A 15,221-nucleotide genomic window follows, 5' to 3' on the forward strand; every position below is an offset into this window, starting at 1 on the left:
TGTCCGCTTATTCCTGCGGTTCTTCTTCGTCTGCGGCAGCGTCGAGGGTTGGCTCGTCGACGTTGTCATCGCCTGCTGCGATCACCTCGCCGTCGAATTCCTCACCTTCCAGCTCTTCGCCTTCGACTTCCGATGGCTCCTGCACACGCTCCAGGCCCACCAGTTTTTCGTCTTTGGCCAGCTTGATCAGCGTCACGCCCTGGGTGTTACGGCCCAGGCTCGACACTTCAGCCACACGGGTACGCACCAGTGTGCCCTGGTCGGAAATCAGCATGATCTCCTCGCCGTCGAGCACCTGGACCGCGCCGACCAGACGGCCGTTGCGATCGTTGCTGACCATGGCGATCACGCCCTGGCCGCCACGTTTGTACTCCGGGAACTCGCTGATGGCGGTGCGCTTGCCATAACCACGCTCGGAAGCCGTGAGGATCTGGCTGCCTTCTTCCGGGATCAGCATCGAAATCAGCTTCTGCCCTTCCGGCAGGCGCATGCCACGCACACCGCGGGCGGTACGGCCCATGGCGCGGACGTCGGATTCCTTGAAGCGCGTGACCTTGCCGCCGTCGGAGAACAGCATGACTTCACGCTCGCCATCGGTAATGGCGGCGGAGATCAGTACGTCGCCTTCGTCCAGCTCCAGCGCGATCAGGCCCACGCTGCGTTGACGGCTGAAGGATTCCAGCGGGGTCTTCTTCACGGTGCCTTTGGCGGTCGCCATGAAGATGAAGTGACCTTCGGTGTATTCCTCGACCGGCAGCATGGTGGTGATGTACTCATCACTGTCCAGCGGCAGCAGGTTGACCAACGGACGACCACGGGCGGCACGCGAGGCTTCCGGGATCTCGTAGGTCTTGAGCCAGTACACCTTGCCCTTGCTGGAGAACAGCAGCAGCGTGGTGTGGCTGTTGGCGACCAGCAGGTGAGCGATGTAGTCCTCATCCTTCACGCCGGTAGCCGATTTACCTTTACCACCACGACGCTGGGCCTGGTACGCAGCCAGGGGCTGGGTCTTGGCATAACCACCGTGGGAAATGGTCACGACGCGCTCTTCTTCCGGGATCATGTCACCCAGGGTCAGGTCGAGACGCGCATCGAGAATTTCGGTGCGGCGCACGTCGCCATATTCGGCGCGGATCACTTCCAGTTCTTCGCGGATCACTTCCATCAGGCGCACGGCGCTGCTGAGGATGCGGATCAACTCACCGATCTGGTTGAGGATCTCCTGGTACTCGGCCAGCAGCTTCTCGTGCTCCAGGCCGGTCAGGCGGTGCAGGCGCAGCTCCAGGATGGCCTGGGCCTGTTCCGGCGACAGGAAGTACTTGCCTTCGCGCAGACCGTATTGCGGGTCCAGGGTCTCCGGACGGCACGAGTCGGCGCCGGCGCGTTCAACCATGGCCACCACGGCGCTGGATTCCCAAGGGGTGCTGATCAGCGCTTCCTTGGCTTCCGACGGGGTTGGCGAGGCCTTGATCAGGGCGATCACCGGGTCGATGTTCGACAGCGCAACTGCCTGGCCTTCCAGGATGTGGCCGCGCTCGCGGGCCTTGCGCAGTTCGAACACGGTACGGCGGGTGACCACTTCGCGGCGGTGACGAACGAAGGCTTCGAGCAGATCCTTGAGGTTCAGGATGCGCGGGCGGCCGTCGATCAGTGCTACCACGTTGATACCAAACACGCTTTGCAGCTGGGTCTGGGCGTAGAGGTTGTTGAGGATCACCTCAGGCACTTCGCCACGACGCAGCTCGATCACCACGCGCATACCGTCTTTGTCGGACTCGTCGCGCAGCTCGGTGATGCCTTCGAGCTTCTTCTCTTTGACCAGCTCGGCGATCTTCTCGATCAGCCGCGCCTTGTTCAGCTGGTACGGCAGTTCGGTGATGACGATCTGCTGGCGACCACCGACCTTGTCGATGTCTTCGATGATCGAGCGGGCGCGCATGTAAATGCGCCCGCGACCGGTGCGGTAGGCTTCGATGATACCGGCGCGACCGTTGATGATCGCAGCGGTCGGGAAGTCCGGACCGGGGATGTATTGCATCAGCTCATCGACAGTCAGCTCAGGATTGTCGATAAGGGCCAGGCAACCGTCGATGACTTCACCGAGGTTGTGTGGCGGGATGTTGGTGGCCATGCCCACGGCGATACCGCTGGAGCCGTTGACCAGCAGGTTTGGAATCTTGGTCGGCATGACGGCCGGGATCATTTCGGTGCCGTCGTAGTTCGGCACCCAGTCCACGGTTTCTTTATGCAGGTCGGCCAGCAGCTCGTGCGCCAGCTTGGTCATGCGCACTTCGGTGTATCGCATGGCCGCGGCGTTGTCGCCGTCGACCGAACCGAAGTTGCCCTGGCCGTCTACCAGCAGGTAGCGCAGGGAAAACGGCTGGGCCATCCGAACGATGGTGTCGTACACCGCAGTGTCGCCGTGAGGGTGATACTTACCGATCACGTCACCGACAACACGGGCAGATTTCTTGTACGGCTTGTTCCAGTCGTTACCCAGCTCGCTCATCGCGAACAGCACACGCCGGTGCACGGGCTTCAAGCCATCGCGCGCATCAGGCAGTGCCCGACCGACAATTACGCTCATCGCGTAGTCGAGGTAGGACTGTTTCAGCTCGTCTTCGATATTGACCGGGAGGATTTCTTTGGCCAGTTCGCCCATGAGAAGCCTGATTCCTTTTTCGGGTGAAACTTCGTCACATCCATATGGGACGAACGAAGCTCGCCGCTGCCGGCACAGTGCCTGACAACGACTTACGACAAATCAACGAGTTATGACACGGATCTGCACGTTATAGGCCACCCCTCGGGGCAGCCCTGGAAACCGCCGGATGTTATCACAATCGCCGCCACGCACCTATCCCCCTGATGCGCATGGAGCATAGTAAGTTGACGGATGACAGGCTTGAGGGCGACGAGAGGGGCTCAGAGATGCCTTGGTGCTATTTTTTGCGTATGGATCCAATGGTTTTGTTGACATTTTAGGGGGCTCGCCGGCTAGCCAGTTCCTACAATTTTGCACAGTGCGCACCGCCACTGCAGGAGCTGGCTCGCCAGCGATAGCAATCTCCCAGACCGCAACACCCTCAATGCAATCGTTTACGGCACATCAACTTGGCCAGCTTGGCGGTATCCGGCCGCTCGACGATGCCTTTTTCAGTCACGATCACATCAATCAGGTCGGCGGGAGTCACGTCGAACACGGGGTTGAAAGCCGCCGCGTCCAAACGCTGCCCGGCGACTTCCAGCAACTCGCCCGCGTCGCGCTCTTCCAGGGCGACGTCCTCGCCAGTGGCCATCATCAGGTCCAGCGTCGAACTCGGCGCCACCACCATGAAGCGCACGCCATGGTGCATGGCACACACCGCCAACTGATAAGTGCCGATCGTGCCGATCACATCACCATTGGCCGCGATGCAGTCGGCGCCGACGACCACCCAGGTCACCCCTTTGGTCTTGAGGATATGCGCGCCGGCCGAGTCTGCATTGACGGTGGTCGCAATCCCCTCGCCCGCCAGCTCCCAGGCCGTCAGCCGCGAGCCCTGCAGCCAGGGGCGCGTTTCGTTGACGTAGACATGCTCGACCAACCCCTCCAGGAAGGCAGCGCGGATCACCCCGAGGGCCGTGCCGACACCCCCGGTGGCCAAGGCGCCAGCATTGCCATGGGTGAGGATCGCCTGGGCATTGCCCTGGTGCTTGCGAATCCGCTCAAGGCCCAACTGCGCCATGCTCAGGTTGGCTTCACGGTCGCTTTCATGGATCGCGATGGCTTCGGCTTCCAGCACCGCCGCCGGGTCGGCGTGCTTCTTGAGACGGTCGAGGCGGTCACGCATGCGCTTGAGGGCCCAGAACAGGTTCGCCCCCGTCGGACGCGAATCGGCCAGCAACGCGTAGTCCTCTTCCCATGCCGCTTGCCAGTCACCGCCTTCGGCAATGCGTCGACGGGCGGCGAGCACCAGGCCGTAGGCTGCGCTGATGCCGATGGCCGGCGCACCACGCACGGTCATCGAGCGGATGGCAGCGGCGACGTCTTCGACCGTCGAACACACCACCCAGCTTTCGCGGGAGGGCAAAACACGCTGATCGAGCAGGTGCAGTGCGCCATCACGCCAATCGATGGCCTTCACTTTCTCCGCTGCCAACAGTCGATCGCGCATCCCTCACCCCGTACTCATCAACAAAAGCCGCCGATTATAGCGATCCGCCAGCCTGGACGCTCGGGTATACTTCGCCCTTCTTTTATAGCTGCCCCGGAAGAAGCCTGCGATGACCGCCACTGCCGCCCCGCTCGACTTATTACTCCTGCCGACCTGGCTGGTGCCTGTCGAACCTGCCGGCGTGGTGCTCAAGGAGCATGCCCTGGGGATCCGCGATGGGCGCATTGCCTTTATCGGCCCACGGGCCGCCGCGCTGAAACTGGCGGCTACCGAGGTCCGCGAGTTGCCGGGCATGCTGCTCAGCCCGGGCCTGATCAACGCCCACGGGCACGCGGCGATGAGCCTGTTTCGCGGCCTGGCCGATGACCTGCCGCTGATGATGTGGCTGGAAAAGCACATCTGGCCCGCCGAAGCCAAATGGGTCGATGAGGCCTTTGTGCGGGACGGCACCGACCTGGCCATCGCCGAGCAACTCAAGGGCGGCATCACGTGCTTCTCCGACATGTATTTCTACCCCAAGGTCGCCAGCGATTGCGTGCACAACAGCGGCATGCGCGCGCAGATCGCGATTCCGATCCTCGACTTCCCGATTCCCGGCGCCAGCAGCGCCGATGAGGCGATCCGCCAGGGCATCGAGCTGTTCGGCGACCTCAAGCACCACCCGCGCATCAAGATCACCTTCGGTCCCCACGCGCCCTATACCGTGTGCGATGCCAACCTGGAAAAGATCCGCGTGATCGCCGAGGAGCTGGACGCCGCGATCCATATGCATGTGCACGAAACCGCCTTCGAGGTCCAACAGGCCGTCGAGCAGACCGGCGAACGGCCGCTGGCACGCCTGGGCCGCCTCGGGCTGCTCGGCCCGCGCTTCCAGGCCGTTCATATGACCCAAATCAGCGAGGATGACCTGGCTTTGCTGGTAGAAAGCAACACCAGCATCATCCATTGCCCGGAGTCGAACCTGAAACTGGCCAGTGGCTTCTGCCCGGTGGAGCGCCTGTGGCAGGCTGGGGTCAATGTGGCCATCGGCACCGACGGCGCCGCCAGCAACAATGACCTGGACCTGCTGGGCGAAACCCGCACAGCGGCGATGCTGGCCAAGGCTGTCGCCGGCTCGGCCACCGCCCTGGATGCCCACCGCGCACTGCGCATGGCGACGCTCAATGGCGCGCGCGCCATGGGCCTGGAGAACGAAATCGGCTCGCTGGAAGTCGGCAAGGCCGCGGACATGGTGGCCTTCGATCTTTCCGGGCTGGCGCAACAACCGATCTACGATCCGGTCTCACAGCTTATATATGCCACCGGACGCGATTGCGTGAAACACCTTTGGGTCGCCGGCAAGCAGTTGCTCGACGACCGGCAATTGACCCGCATGGATGAACAACAGTTGACCGTCACGGCCATTGCCTGGGGCCAACGCATCAGCGGACACCACGAATAATGCCGGTGCCGGGCGTACGCGCCGGGCACCGACCACACGATTTATCAGGTTTAGAGGATTCACCATGAGCAACGTCGACCACGCCGAAATCGCCAAATTCGAAGCCCTCGCCCACCGCTGGTGGGACCGCGAGAGCGAGTTCAAGCCCCTGCACGACATCAACCCGCTGCGGGTCAACTGGATTGACGAACGCGTCAACCTGGCCGGCAAGAAGGTGCTGGACGTCGGTTGCGGCGGCGGCATCCTCAGCGAAGCCATGGCCCAGCGCGGCGCCACCGTGATGGGGATCGACATGGGCGAAGCGCCGCTCGCCGTGGCCCAGTTGCACCAGCTGGAATCCGGCGTGAGCGTGGAATACCGCCAGATCACCGCCGAAGCCCTGGCCGAGGAAATGCCCGAGCAGTTCGACGTGGTCACCTGCCTGGAAATGCTCGAGCACGTGCCAGACCCGTCCTCGGTGATCCGCGCCTGCTTCCGCATGGTCAAGCCGGGCGGCCAGGTGTTCTTCTCCACCATCAACCGCAACCCCAAGGCCTACCTGTTCGCGATCATCGGCGCCGAATACATCATGAAGCTGCTGCCGCGCGGCACCCACGACTTCAAGAAATTCATCCGTCCTTCCGAGCTGGGTGCCTGGAGCCGCCAGGCCGGGCTGACCGTCAAGGACATCATCGGCCTGACCTACAACCCGTTGACCAAGCACTACAAGCTGGCCAGCGACGTTGACGTCAACTACATGATCCAGACCCTGCGCGAGGAGTAAGCCTGTGAAGTTGCGAGCGGTTCTCTTCGATATGGACGGTACCCTGCTGGACACCGCGCCGGACTTTATCGCCATCTGCCAGGCGATGCGTGCCGATCGCGGCCTGGCGCCGATCAACGACCAGCACATCCGCGATGAAATCTCCGGTGGCGCCCGCGCCATGGTCGCCGTGACCTTTTCCATGGACCCCGAATCGCCAGGTTTTGAAGCGTTGCGCCAGGAGTTCCTGGAGCGCTACCTCAAGGGCTGCGCGATCCACAGCAAGCTGTTCGATGGCATGGAAGAACTGCTGCAGGACATCGAGAAAGCCAAGCTGATCTGGGGCGTGGTCACCAACAAGCCGGTGCGCTTTGCCGAGCCGATCATGCAGCAACTGGGCCTGGCCGAGCGTTCGGCGCTGTTGATCTGCCCGGACCATGTGAAGAACAGCAAGCCGGACCCGGAGCCGCTGATCCTGGCCTGCAAGATGCTCGACCTGGACCCGGCCAGCGTGCTGTTCGTGGGCGATGACCTGCGCGACATCGAGTCCGGCCGCGACGCCGGCACGCGCACGGCGGCGGTGACCTACGGCTACATCCACCCGGATGACAACCCGCGTCACTGGGGCGCCGATGTGGTGGTGGATCACCCGCTGGAGCTGCGCAAGGTGCTGGATAACGCGCTGTGCAGCTGCTGAGGCCAATGAAGATCTAAATGTGGGAGCGGGCTTGCTCGCGAAGGCAGCGTGGCAGTCAATGAACGTGTCAACTGACCCACCGCCTTCGCCAGCACGCCCGCTCCCACAGGGGATCTTCACTACTCTCAAGCGTGGTGTTAGCAATCTGTTGAATTTTGTCGAGGCTATTTATGTTTGATTACTCCGCACGTCCAGAACTGCTCAAAGACCGCGTCATCCTGGTGACCGGTGCCGGTCGCGGGATTGGTGCGGCGGCGGCGAAAACCTACGCGGCCCATGGCGCCACGGTGCTGCTGCTGGGCAAGACCGAAGCCAACCTGGCCCAGGTCTACGACGAGATCGAAGCCGCAGGCCACCCGCAGCCGGTGGTGATCCCGTTCAACCTGGAGACAGCCCTGCCGCATCAATACGATGAGCTGGCGGCGATGATCGAAAAGGCCTTCGGCCACCTCGACGGGTTGTTGCACAACGCCTCGATCATCGGCCCACGCACGCCGATCGAGCAGTTGTCCGGTGAAAACTTCATGCGCGTGATGCACGTGAACGTCAACGCGATGTTCATGCTGACCAGCACCTTGCTGCCGCTGCTCAAGCTGTCCCAGGATGCGTCGGTGGTGTTCACCTCCAGCAGCGTCGGGCGCAAGGGCCGGGCGTATTGGGGGGCTTATGGGGTGTCGAAGTTTGCCACGGAAGGTTTGATGCAAACCCTGGCCGACGAACTCGAGGATGTGGCGGCGGTACGCTCCAACAGCATCAACCCCGGCGGCACACGCACCAGCATGCGCGCCCAGGCGTATCCGGGTGAAAACCCGATGGAGCGGCCGGCGCCGGAAGAGATCATGCCGGTGTACCTGTACCTGATGGGGCCGGACAGTGCCGGGATCAACGGGCAGGCGTTTGACGCGCAATAAATATCGGGAACACAGCAGAACCTAATGTGGGAGCGGGCTTGCTCGCGAAAGCGGTGGATCAGTCGGTATTTCTGTTGACTGACACTCCGCCTTCGCGAGCAAGCCCGCTCCCACATTTGCATTGCAGTGCTCTCTGGAACTTAGTTTTTCACCACTTCCTCAAGGGTGAAGCGACCCAGCGGATTTTGCAGGAAGTTGCTCACATTCTTGCGTGAGATGTTGATGTAAGGGCTGTAGTACAGGTCGATCCAGTTCACATCCTGTTTCGCCAGTTTCTGCAGGTCGATATACATCTGCTCACGCTTGGCCGGATCGGCCTCGATCCGCGCTGCCGCCACCAGTGCCTTGACCTGGTCGTTCTTGTAGCGGGTCATGTAGTTCTGGTTGGTGTCGTGACCCAGCACAAAGGTGGTCTTCTGGTCCGGGTCGAGAATGTCGTTGGTCCAGTACATCACCGAAATATCGTAGTCACCGTCCACCAGCATCTGCCAGCTTTGGGTCGGGTCGACCTTCTGCAGGTTGGCGGTGACGCCGACCTTGGCCAGTTGATCCTTGATGATCACCGCAATCTGCTCGTCGGCTTCGTTGCCGGCGTTGACCACGTAGTTGAGTTTCAAGTCCTTGGCCCCCGCCTCGTCCAGCAGTTTCCTGGCGGCGGTCGGGTCATACGGGCGCTGCAGGTTGTTGGCGTAGTGGTACAGCGAGCCTTTCGGGATGTAGGAATAAGCCACGCTGCCTTGACCGTACGTGGCGGTCTTGACCAGCGATTGCTTGTCGATCGCCATGTCCAACGCCTGACGCACTTGCGGCTTGGCCAGCAGGCCGTGCTCGTGGTTGATCAGCAGGTGATCTTCACGGGTGGACGGGTCGGCGTGGATCACCACGTTCTGGTCTTTCTTCAGCTCTTCCACCCGCGAGAACGGCACGAAGATCGCTGTGTCCAGTTCGTTGTTCTGCACCATGCGCATGCGCGTGTTGTCGTCGGTCACCGACACCCATTCGACGCCGTCCAGGCTCACCTTCCCGGCCTGCCAGAAGTTCGGGTTCTTTTTCAGAATCACCCGGTCACCCTTGCGCCACTCGTCGACGGTGAACGCACCGGAGGTCACTGGATTCTCCGAGTAGGCGTCCTCGCCCATTTTGGTCATGGCCTTTTCCGACAGGATCGACACCGTCGGCGACGCCAGTTGCGAGAGAAACGCCACCGCCGGGGTCTTCAGCGTGACCACCAGGGTTTTCGCGTCAGCCGCCTTGGCCGTATTGATCAGGTTGAAGGGGTCTGCCCACAGCGAGGCTTTGTTGTCGCGGATGCGCAGCAGGCTGAACGCGGCGTCGTCGGCGGTGATCGGCGAGCCATCGGAGAATTTCGCATCGCGCAGCTTGAAGGTGTAGGTCAGGCCGTCCTTGGAGATGTCCCAGCTTTCTGCCAGCCCAGGCTCCATCTTGGTGCCCAGGTTATCCACGCGCACCAGGGTGTCGTAAACGTTGGCGAACACCCAGGTGTCGCGGTTCTGCGCGCTTTTGATCGGGTCAAACGTGGTGCTGTCTTCACGGCAGCCGATGGTCAGGACGCCGGCGGCCTGAGCAAAACCGGCGGTCAGCGACCACGCCGTCAGCGTGGCGGCGGCGAGCAACTTCAAGTGGCGCGATTGCATGTCATAACTCCTTGTTCATGATGGGCAGGAAGGGTCAACGGTTCTTCAAGCACGCAACTGTACCGATGCTCGTGCAGGAAATGAGTCGGCGGCAACACCACGGAACACATGGCCCGGGCATACCGACAACGCGGGTGAAAGGCGCAGCCCGCAGGCAAATTCAGCGGGCTCGGTGGTTCGCCGGGCAACGGCTCGGCAGGCAACGGCCGATACGGGTCGATCTCCGGAATCGCCTGGATCAAGGCCGCCGTGTAGGGATGACGCGGCGTGGTAAACACCGCTTCCACCGGGCCTTCCTCGACAATCTTGCCCAGGTACATCACCGCCACGCGGTCGCACAGGCGGCGCACGATGGCCAGGTCGTGGGCGATAAACAGGATCGCCAGGTTCATGCGCTGTTGCAGTTCCAGCAACAGATTGATGATCTGGCCCTGGATAGACACGTCCAGCGCCGCCACGCATTCATCGGCGATGATCAGGCGCGGCTCCACCGCCAGCGCCCGGGCGATCCCCACGCGCTGACACTGGCCACCGCTGAGGGAGGCGGGTTTACGGCCGGCCAGCTCGGGGCGCAGGCCGACCAGTTCGAGCAACTCGGCGACGCGGTCGGGAATCCGCGCCGGCGTGACCTTGCGCTGTACCCGCAAGACCTCGGCGATGGTCTCGCCGATGGTGTGGCGCGGATTCAACGCGGCATACGGATCCTGGAAAATCATCGCGGTTTCGTGACGCAACCGGGCGATGTCGATCGCACTGCCGTGGGCCATGTCGACGCCATCGAACAACACCTGCCCGGCGCTGATCGGGTTGAGGTGCAGGATCGCCCGCCCCAGCGTGCTCTTGCCGCTGCCGGACTCGCCGACCAGCCCCAGCGTCTCGCCCGCCGCCAGGTTCAGCGAGACACCGTTCACCGCCCTCACCCACTGCTTGTTCAGGCCGAACACACCCGTGCCGGACGCCGCAAAGCGCACCTCCAGATCCTTGATCTGCAACAGGCTCATGGGCCAGCTCCCAACGGATAGTGACAAGCCACCCGCGCACCTTCGGGCAACACTTCGGTACACAGGGCGCCGGCCTGTGGGCAGCGCGGGTTGAACCGGCAGCCCGCCGGCAGCGCATCCAGCAACGGCGGCTGGCCGGGAATGGTGCGCAACAAGGCATGCCCGCTGCTGTGGGCCGGCTGGCAGTCGATCAGGCCGGCGGTGTACGGGTGTTGCGGATGCGCCAGCAGCGCGTATTTGCTGCCGTGCTCGCACAGGCGCCCGGCGTACATCACCGCGATGGAATCGCAGGTCTGCGCCACCACGCCGAGGTCATGGGTGATCATGATGATCGACAGGCCGCGCTGGTCGCGCAGGTCGAGCAACAGCCGCAGGATTTGCGCCTGTACCGTCACATCCAGGGCAGTGGTCGGCTCATCGGCGATCAGCACTCTCGGGTTGCAACCCAAGGCCACGGCGATCATCGCGCGCTGGCGCATGCCGCCGGAAAATTCGTGGGGATAGTTGTCGACCCGTGCCTGGGGATCGGGAATGCCGACCTGGCGCAACACCTCGATGGCTTGGCGGTGCGCGTCTTTTTTCGATGCGCCTTGATGCAGGCGCACGCCCTCGGCGATCTGCGCGCCGATGCGCATCAAGGGGTCGAGGTGGCTGCTGGGGTTCTGGAAGATCATGCCCAGTTGCCCACCCCGCACGGCGCGCATGCCGGCATCGTCGAGTTGCAGCAGATCACGACCAGCCAGATGCACCGTACCGCCTTGCACGCGCAGGCTGGGCGACGGCAACAGGCGCATCAGGCCACGGCAGGCCATGGTCTTGCCCGACCCACTCTCGCCCACCAGGCCCAGGACTTCACCTTCGGCGAGGTCGAAGGACACCCGGTCCACCAGGGTCACATCGTGCCCGGCGTTGTTGGCGATCACACTCAAGTCACGCACCTGCAACAGGCTCATGCGCGATCCCCCAACACTTGCGCCACCCCATCGGCCAGCAGGCTGAAGCCCATGGCCAGGGTGACGATGGCCAGGCCGGGAAAGGTGCAGATCCACCAGGCCGTGGTGATAAACGCCTGGCCTTCGGCGACCATCGTCCCCCACTCGGCCGTCGGTGGCTGCACCCCCAGGCCGAGGTAGCTCACGGCGGCGCCGTTGAGCAGCACCAACACGGCATCGGACATGGAAAACACGATCGAGCCAAACAGCGCATTGGGCAGCAAGTGCCGAAACAGAATGCGCCCATGGCCAAAGCCCAGGCTCTTGGCGGCCAGGGCGAAGTCGCTTTCCTTGAGCACCAGGATCTGCGAGCGGATCAGCCGCGCGTACGACACCCAGCCCACCAATGCCATGGCGATATAAAAACTCTTCAGGCCGGGCCCCAGGATGGCCATGATTGCCAGCATCAACACCAGAAACGGGAACGCCAGAATCACGTCGATCACGCGCATGCACACTCTGTCGAAGCGCCCACCGATGTAACCGGACACCGCACCGACAAAGGTGCCGATCATGAACGGGAAGATCACGCCGATGATCGCCAGTTGCAGGTCGATACGCGCGCCCCAGATCACCCTCGAAAGGATATCCCTGCCATAGTTGTCCGTGCCAAATGGATGGGCCAGGCTTGGGCTGAGCAAGCTGATATCGGTGTTCTGCGCAATCGGGTCATACGGCGCAATCCACGGCGCAAACACCGCCAGGGCCAACCACAGCAGCAGCACCAGCAGCCCCCACGCGGCCGTCAGCCGGCCATTGCGCAAACCCAAACGCAGACGCAAGCGCCACGGGGCAATCAACGGGCGGCTGCTCATTGCATTTTTACCCGAGGGTCGAGGGCCACCGTCACCACGTCCGCGACAAAGTTGACCAGCACCGTCGCGCACGCCAGCACCATGGCCACGCCCTGCACCACCATGTAGTCGCGGGTGAAAATGCCGCGCACCAGCAGTTGGCCGATACCGGGAATCGCGAACAGGCTTTCGATCACCACCGTACCGCTGATCAGCCAACCAATATTCACCGCCAGCAGGTTGACCGCCGGCACCAGGGAGTTGGGCAACACATGGCGGCGAAACACCGCCGCTTCCGATAGCCCGCGCGCTCGGGCGGCGGTGACGTGGTCGGCCTGCAACTCCATCAACATGCTCGCCCGCAGGTTGCGCACCAGCACCGCCGACAGTGCCAGGGCGATGGTCAGGCACGGCAAAACCATGTGGTGGGCCTTGTCCAGCCAGGTCCGCCCGTAGCCGGACACCGGGAACAAGCCCCATTGCACGCTGAGCAGCAGGATCAGCATCAAGCCCAGCCAGAACGCCGGCATGCCCAGGCCTACGGTGGTAAACACGCGGATCAGGTTATCCACCCAACCGCCCTTGTTACGCGCGGCCCAGCTCGCCAGCGGCAGCGCAATCAGCAGCGCCAGCACCACACTGCCGAGCACCAGTACCAGGGTCGGCTCGATGCGGGTGACGATCAGTTTCAGGGCGTCGACCTTGTACAGCAGCGATTGGCCGAGGTCGCCCTTGAGCAGGTTTTTCAGGAAGTAGAAATATTGCAGCCACAGCGGCTGGTCGAGGCCGTACTGGGCGCGGATCTTCAGCAACGCATCGGGTGTGCTGCGCGACCCCAGCAAGGCGCGCGCCGGGTCGCCCGGAATCGAGCGCACCAGCACGAAGGTAATCAGGCTGATGCCAAACAGCACCGGCAGCAATTGCAGCGGCCGGGACAGCACAAAACGGTAGCGCGCCAGGTTCATCCGTCAACCTCGATGGCGAGCGAGGAAGTCCAGCAGCACGGGGAAATACGCCTGGGGCTCCTCATAAAATGGCATATGGCTGCTGTTGGGGAATACGTGCAATTCGGCGTGCCGGGCCGCCATTTTCATGCGCATGGCGCAGGCCGGGGTGAGTTCGTCGTGCTGGCCGGTGGTAATCAGGATCGGCATCTTGAACGCGGCCATTTCAGGAAGGCGGTTCCAGTCCTTGAGGTTGCCGATGTAGAGGAATTCGTTGGGCCCCTGCATGGTTTTGTAGGGCCCCATGTTCCAGTCGCCCAGGGAGCGCTTGACCGGCTCGGGCCACTCGTCCAGGCGGCAGACGTGGCGGTAGTTGAGCAAGGTGATCGCGGCCTGGTACTGCGGGTGGTCAAGGGTGCCCATGGCCTCATGGCGCTGCATCATGGCCACGGTTTCGCTGCCGAGCGCGCCGCGCAGGCGTTCGAGTTCCTGGGACAGGTGGGGAATGTCGCCGACGGTGTTCTCGAGGATCAGGCTTTTCAGGGCGTCGGGGTAATGGATGGCGTATTCGATACCGAGCCAGCCGCCCCAGGAGTGCCCGAGCAGGTGCACGCGTCCCAGCCCCAGGGCTTGGCGCACGGTTTCAACTTCTTCGACATAACGGCGGATTTCCCACAGCGAAACATCGGTCGGTCTGGCTGATGCGCCCGTGCCAAGCTGGTCGAATGCAACCACTCGCAGGCCTTGCTCCTTGAGCCAGCCATGGGCGTCGCGCAAGTAGTCACACGGCAGGCCCGGGCCGCCATTGAGGCACAGCAGCACCTCATCGCCTTCGCCAAAGCTGTAGGCCACGAGGTTATGGCCGTCGACTTGCACGTTGTACTGCTGGTCGGGGGCAATTTCACGCCACATGCATACATTCCTTGTGTTGTGTCGGCCTGGCAGGTAGCGGCCTTTTGTCGGGCCAACACTACCGAGGATGCCGCGCGTCCATAACCTAGCATTTCTTATAGGTTTGGCCTGGCTGTCCTTCGCCGGGGCGTGGCATTCTACTTGCAGCAAGTCGAGATTCAAATGAATTCGGGAGCAGAACGGATGCTGGCCAAGCTAACTGCCTTCAATCAGCGTCTGATGCCGGGCAGGAGCCTGGACGAGCAGATGGACAACACTTTTATCCTCGCCCAACAGCTGGGTTTCGACGCGCTGGTGTATGACTACACCCCGGTGCCGATTGACCAGGATGGTGCACTGATCACCCCCTCGGTGCTGGAACTGCGCAACACCCCGCCCGACTGGCATGCGTTGTGGTGCAGCAAAGGGTTTTACCAGATCGACCCGGTGCAACACCTGGCCTTGCGCACGGTGTCGGCGTTTGTTTGGTCCTACGAAGCCAAGGCCGACACCGCCCTGCAAACCATCATCGACCCCTGCCACGCCCCCGTTTCGTCCTACCTGCACGACCAGCAACTGACCTGCGGTGTCAGCGTGCCGATCCACCTGCCCCGTGGCGGCTTCGCCTCGCTCACAGGCCTGCGGACCGGCACAGCACATTCCGTGTTGCAGGATGCGCAGCAGACCCTGTCGGACTTCAGCCTGATTTCCCACGCATTGCAGGAAGCGGCCTACCCGTTGTTCAGCAAGGAACTGCGCACTTACCCGCATATTCACCTGACCAAGCGCGAGCGCGAGTGCCTCAAATGGGCAGCCGAAGGCCTGACTGCCGCCGAAATCGCCACGCAACTGAGCCGCTCATTGGCCGTGGTCACCCTGCACCTGGCCTCGGCGATGCACAAGCTGGGGGCCAAGAACCGTGTGCAGGCGGTGGTGCGTGCCACCCATTACCGCCTGCTCGAAGATTGATCCCTGGGCAAAACCTAGCTGTTTTGC

The 15,221-nt window shown here is 62.7% G+C and carries 13 protein-coding genes; 5 read left to right on the plus strand and 8 right to left on the minus strand.

Features of this window, described 5'->3' with window-relative positions; genetic code table 11:
- Window positions 1–7: 7 nt before the first annotated feature.
- A complete protein-coding gene (gene gyrA / locus BBG20_RS07630) occupies window positions 8–2,662 on the minus strand; it encodes a DNA gyrase subunit A (RefSeq protein WP_028619469.1) in 2,655 nt (884 codons plus the stop codon).
- Between the two features lie 424 nt (window positions 2,663–3,086).
- A complete protein-coding gene (mtnA, locus tag BBG20_RS07635; RefSeq protein ID WP_065901839.1) occupies window positions 3,087–4,157 on the minus strand; it encodes an S-methyl-5-thioribose-1-phosphate isomerase in 1,071 nt (356 codons plus the stop codon).
- Window positions 4,158–4,266: 109 nt separating this feature from the next.
- Here mtnA and BBG20_RS07640 point away from each other — a divergent pair, with 109 nt between their 5' ends.
- The 4 genes from BBG20_RS07640 to BBG20_RS07655 all read left to right on the plus strand — a co-directional run bounded on the left by BBG20_RS07640 (window position 4,267) and on the right by BBG20_RS07655 (window position 7,948).
- Entirely contained in the window at window positions 4,267–5,598 is a 1,332-nt protein-coding gene (locus tag BBG20_RS07640) for a TRZ/ATZ family hydrolase (RefSeq protein ID WP_065901840.1), read from the plus strand.
- 64 nt (window positions 5,599–5,662) lie between these two features.
- Entirely contained in the window at window positions 5,663–6,361 is a 699-nt protein-coding gene (gene ubiG / locus BBG20_RS07645; RefSeq protein ID WP_003172645.1) for a bifunctional 2-polyprenyl-6-hydroxyphenol methylase/3-demethylubiquinol 3-O-methyltransferase UbiG, read from the plus strand.
- Window positions 6,362–6,365: 4 nt separating this feature from the next.
- A complete protein-coding gene (gene mupP / locus BBG20_RS07650) occupies window positions 6,366–7,037 on the plus strand; it encodes an N-acetylmuramic acid 6-phosphate phosphatase MupP (protein WP_065901841.1) in 672 nt (223 codons plus the stop codon).
- Window positions 7,038–7,207: 170 nt separating this feature from the next.
- Entirely contained in the window at window positions 7,208–7,948 is a 741-nt protein-coding gene (locus BBG20_RS07655; RefSeq protein WP_065901843.1) for a YciK family oxidoreductase, read from the plus strand.
- Between the two features lie 140 nt (window positions 7,949–8,088).
- Here BBG20_RS07655 and BBG20_RS07660 read toward each other — a convergent pair whose 3' ends face one another.
- The 6 genes from BBG20_RS07660 to BBG20_RS07685 are packed head-to-tail and all read right to left on the minus strand — an operon-like array spanning window position 8,089 to window position 14,246.
- Window positions 8,089–9,603 carry an ABC transporter substrate-binding protein gene (locus tag BBG20_RS07660; protein ID WP_065901844.1) on the minus strand — a complete coding sequence of 505 codons (1,515 nt, stop codon included), beginning with the start codon at window positions 9,601–9,603 and terminating at the stop codon, window positions 8,089–8,091.
- The gene (locus BBG20_RS07665; RefSeq protein ID WP_065901846.1) at window positions 9,585–10,604 is read right to left on the minus strand and encodes an ABC transporter ATP-binding protein; all 1,020 of its coding nucleotides are present in this window, start codon (window positions 10,602–10,604) and stop codon (window positions 9,585–9,587) included. The genes BBG20_RS07660 and BBG20_RS07665 overlap by 19 nt, the downstream gene beginning before the upstream one ends.
- Window positions 10,601–11,557, minus strand: a complete 957-nt coding sequence (locus BBG20_RS07670) for an ABC transporter ATP-binding protein (RefSeq protein ID WP_065901848.1) — start codon at window positions 11,555–11,557, stop codon at window positions 10,601–10,603. Before BBG20_RS07670 ends, BBG20_RS07665 begins: the two co-directional genes overlap by 4 nt.
- Window positions 11,554–12,411 carry an ABC transporter permease gene (locus BBG20_RS07675; protein WP_065901850.1) on the minus strand — a complete coding sequence of 286 codons (858 nt, stop codon included), beginning with the start codon at window positions 12,409–12,411 and terminating at the stop codon, window positions 11,554–11,556. The genes BBG20_RS07670 and BBG20_RS07675 overlap by 4 nt, the downstream gene beginning before the upstream one ends.
- Window positions 12,408–13,355 (minus strand): ABC transporter permease, encoded by a 948-nt coding sequence (locus BBG20_RS07680; RefSeq protein ID WP_065901852.1) that lies wholly within the window; start codon window positions 13,353–13,355, stop codon window positions 12,408–12,410. The genes BBG20_RS07675 and BBG20_RS07680 overlap by 4 nt, the downstream gene beginning before the upstream one ends.
- Window positions 13,356–13,358: 3 nt before the next feature.
- Complete coding sequence (locus BBG20_RS07685; protein WP_065901854.1) at window positions 13,359–14,246, minus strand: proline iminopeptidase-family hydrolase; 888 nt, start codon at window positions 14,244–14,246, stop codon at window positions 13,359–13,361.
- A 183-nt stretch (window positions 14,247–14,429) separates the two neighbouring features.
- Here BBG20_RS07685 and BBG20_RS07690 point away from each other — a divergent pair, with 183 nt between their 5' ends.
- Window positions 14,430–15,194: a LuxR family transcriptional regulator gene (locus tag BBG20_RS07690; protein WP_065901861.1), complete on the plus strand. Its 765-nt coding sequence runs from the start codon at window positions 14,430–14,432 to the stop codon at window positions 15,192–15,194.
- The last annotated feature ends 27 nt before the right edge of the window (window positions 15,195–15,221 follow it).

It is taken from the genome of Pseudomonas aylmerensis (assembly GCF_001702265.1).
GTDB lineage: Bacteria > Pseudomonadota > Gammaproteobacteria > Pseudomonadales > Pseudomonadaceae > Aquipseudomonas > Aquipseudomonas aylmerensis.

Coding starts and splice junctions, on each gene's coding strand:
- BBG20_RS07640 (WP_065901840.1), top strand. CDS start 4,267: ATGACCGCCACTGCCGCCCCGCTCGACTTATTACTCCTGCCGACCTGG.
- gyrA (WP_028619469.1), bottom strand. CDS start 2,662: ATGGGCGAACTGGCCAAAGAAATCCTCCCGGTCAATATCGAAGACGAG.
- BBG20_RS07690 (WP_065901861.1), top strand. CDS start 14,430: ATGCTGGCCAAGCTAACTGCCTTCAATCAGCGTCTGATGCCGGGCAGG.
- BBG20_RS07665 (WP_065901846.1), bottom strand. CDS start 10,604: ATGAGCCTGTTGCAGATCAAGGATCTGGAGGTGCGCTTTGCGGCGTCC.
- BBG20_RS07685 (WP_065901854.1), bottom strand. CDS start 14,246: ATGTGGCGTGAAATTGCCCCCGACCAGCAGTACAACGTGCAAGTCGAC.
- BBG20_RS07660 (WP_065901844.1), bottom strand. CDS start 9,603: ATGCAATCGCGCCACTTGAAGTTGCTCGCCGCCGCCACGCTGACGGCG.
- BBG20_RS07670 (WP_065901848.1), bottom strand. CDS start 11,557: ATGAGCCTGTTGCAGGTGCGTGACTTGAGTGTGATCGCCAACAACGCC.
- BBG20_RS07655 (WP_065901843.1), top strand. CDS start 7,208: ATGTTTGATTACTCCGCACGTCCAGAACTGCTCAAAGACCGCGTCATC.
- mtnA (WP_065901839.1), bottom strand. CDS start 4,157: ATGCGCGATCGACTGTTGGCAGCGGAGAAAGTGAAGGCCATCGATTGG.
- ubiG (WP_003172645.1), top strand. CDS start 5,663: ATGAGCAACGTCGACCACGCCGAAATCGCCAAATTCGAAGCCCTCGCC.
- BBG20_RS07675 (WP_065901850.1), bottom strand. CDS start 12,411: ATGAGCAGCCGCCCGTTGATTGCCCCGTGGCGCTTGCGTCTGCGTTTG.
- BBG20_RS07680 (WP_065901852.1), bottom strand. CDS start 13,355: ATGAACCTGGCGCGCTACCGTTTTGTGCTGTCCCGGCCGCTGCAATTG.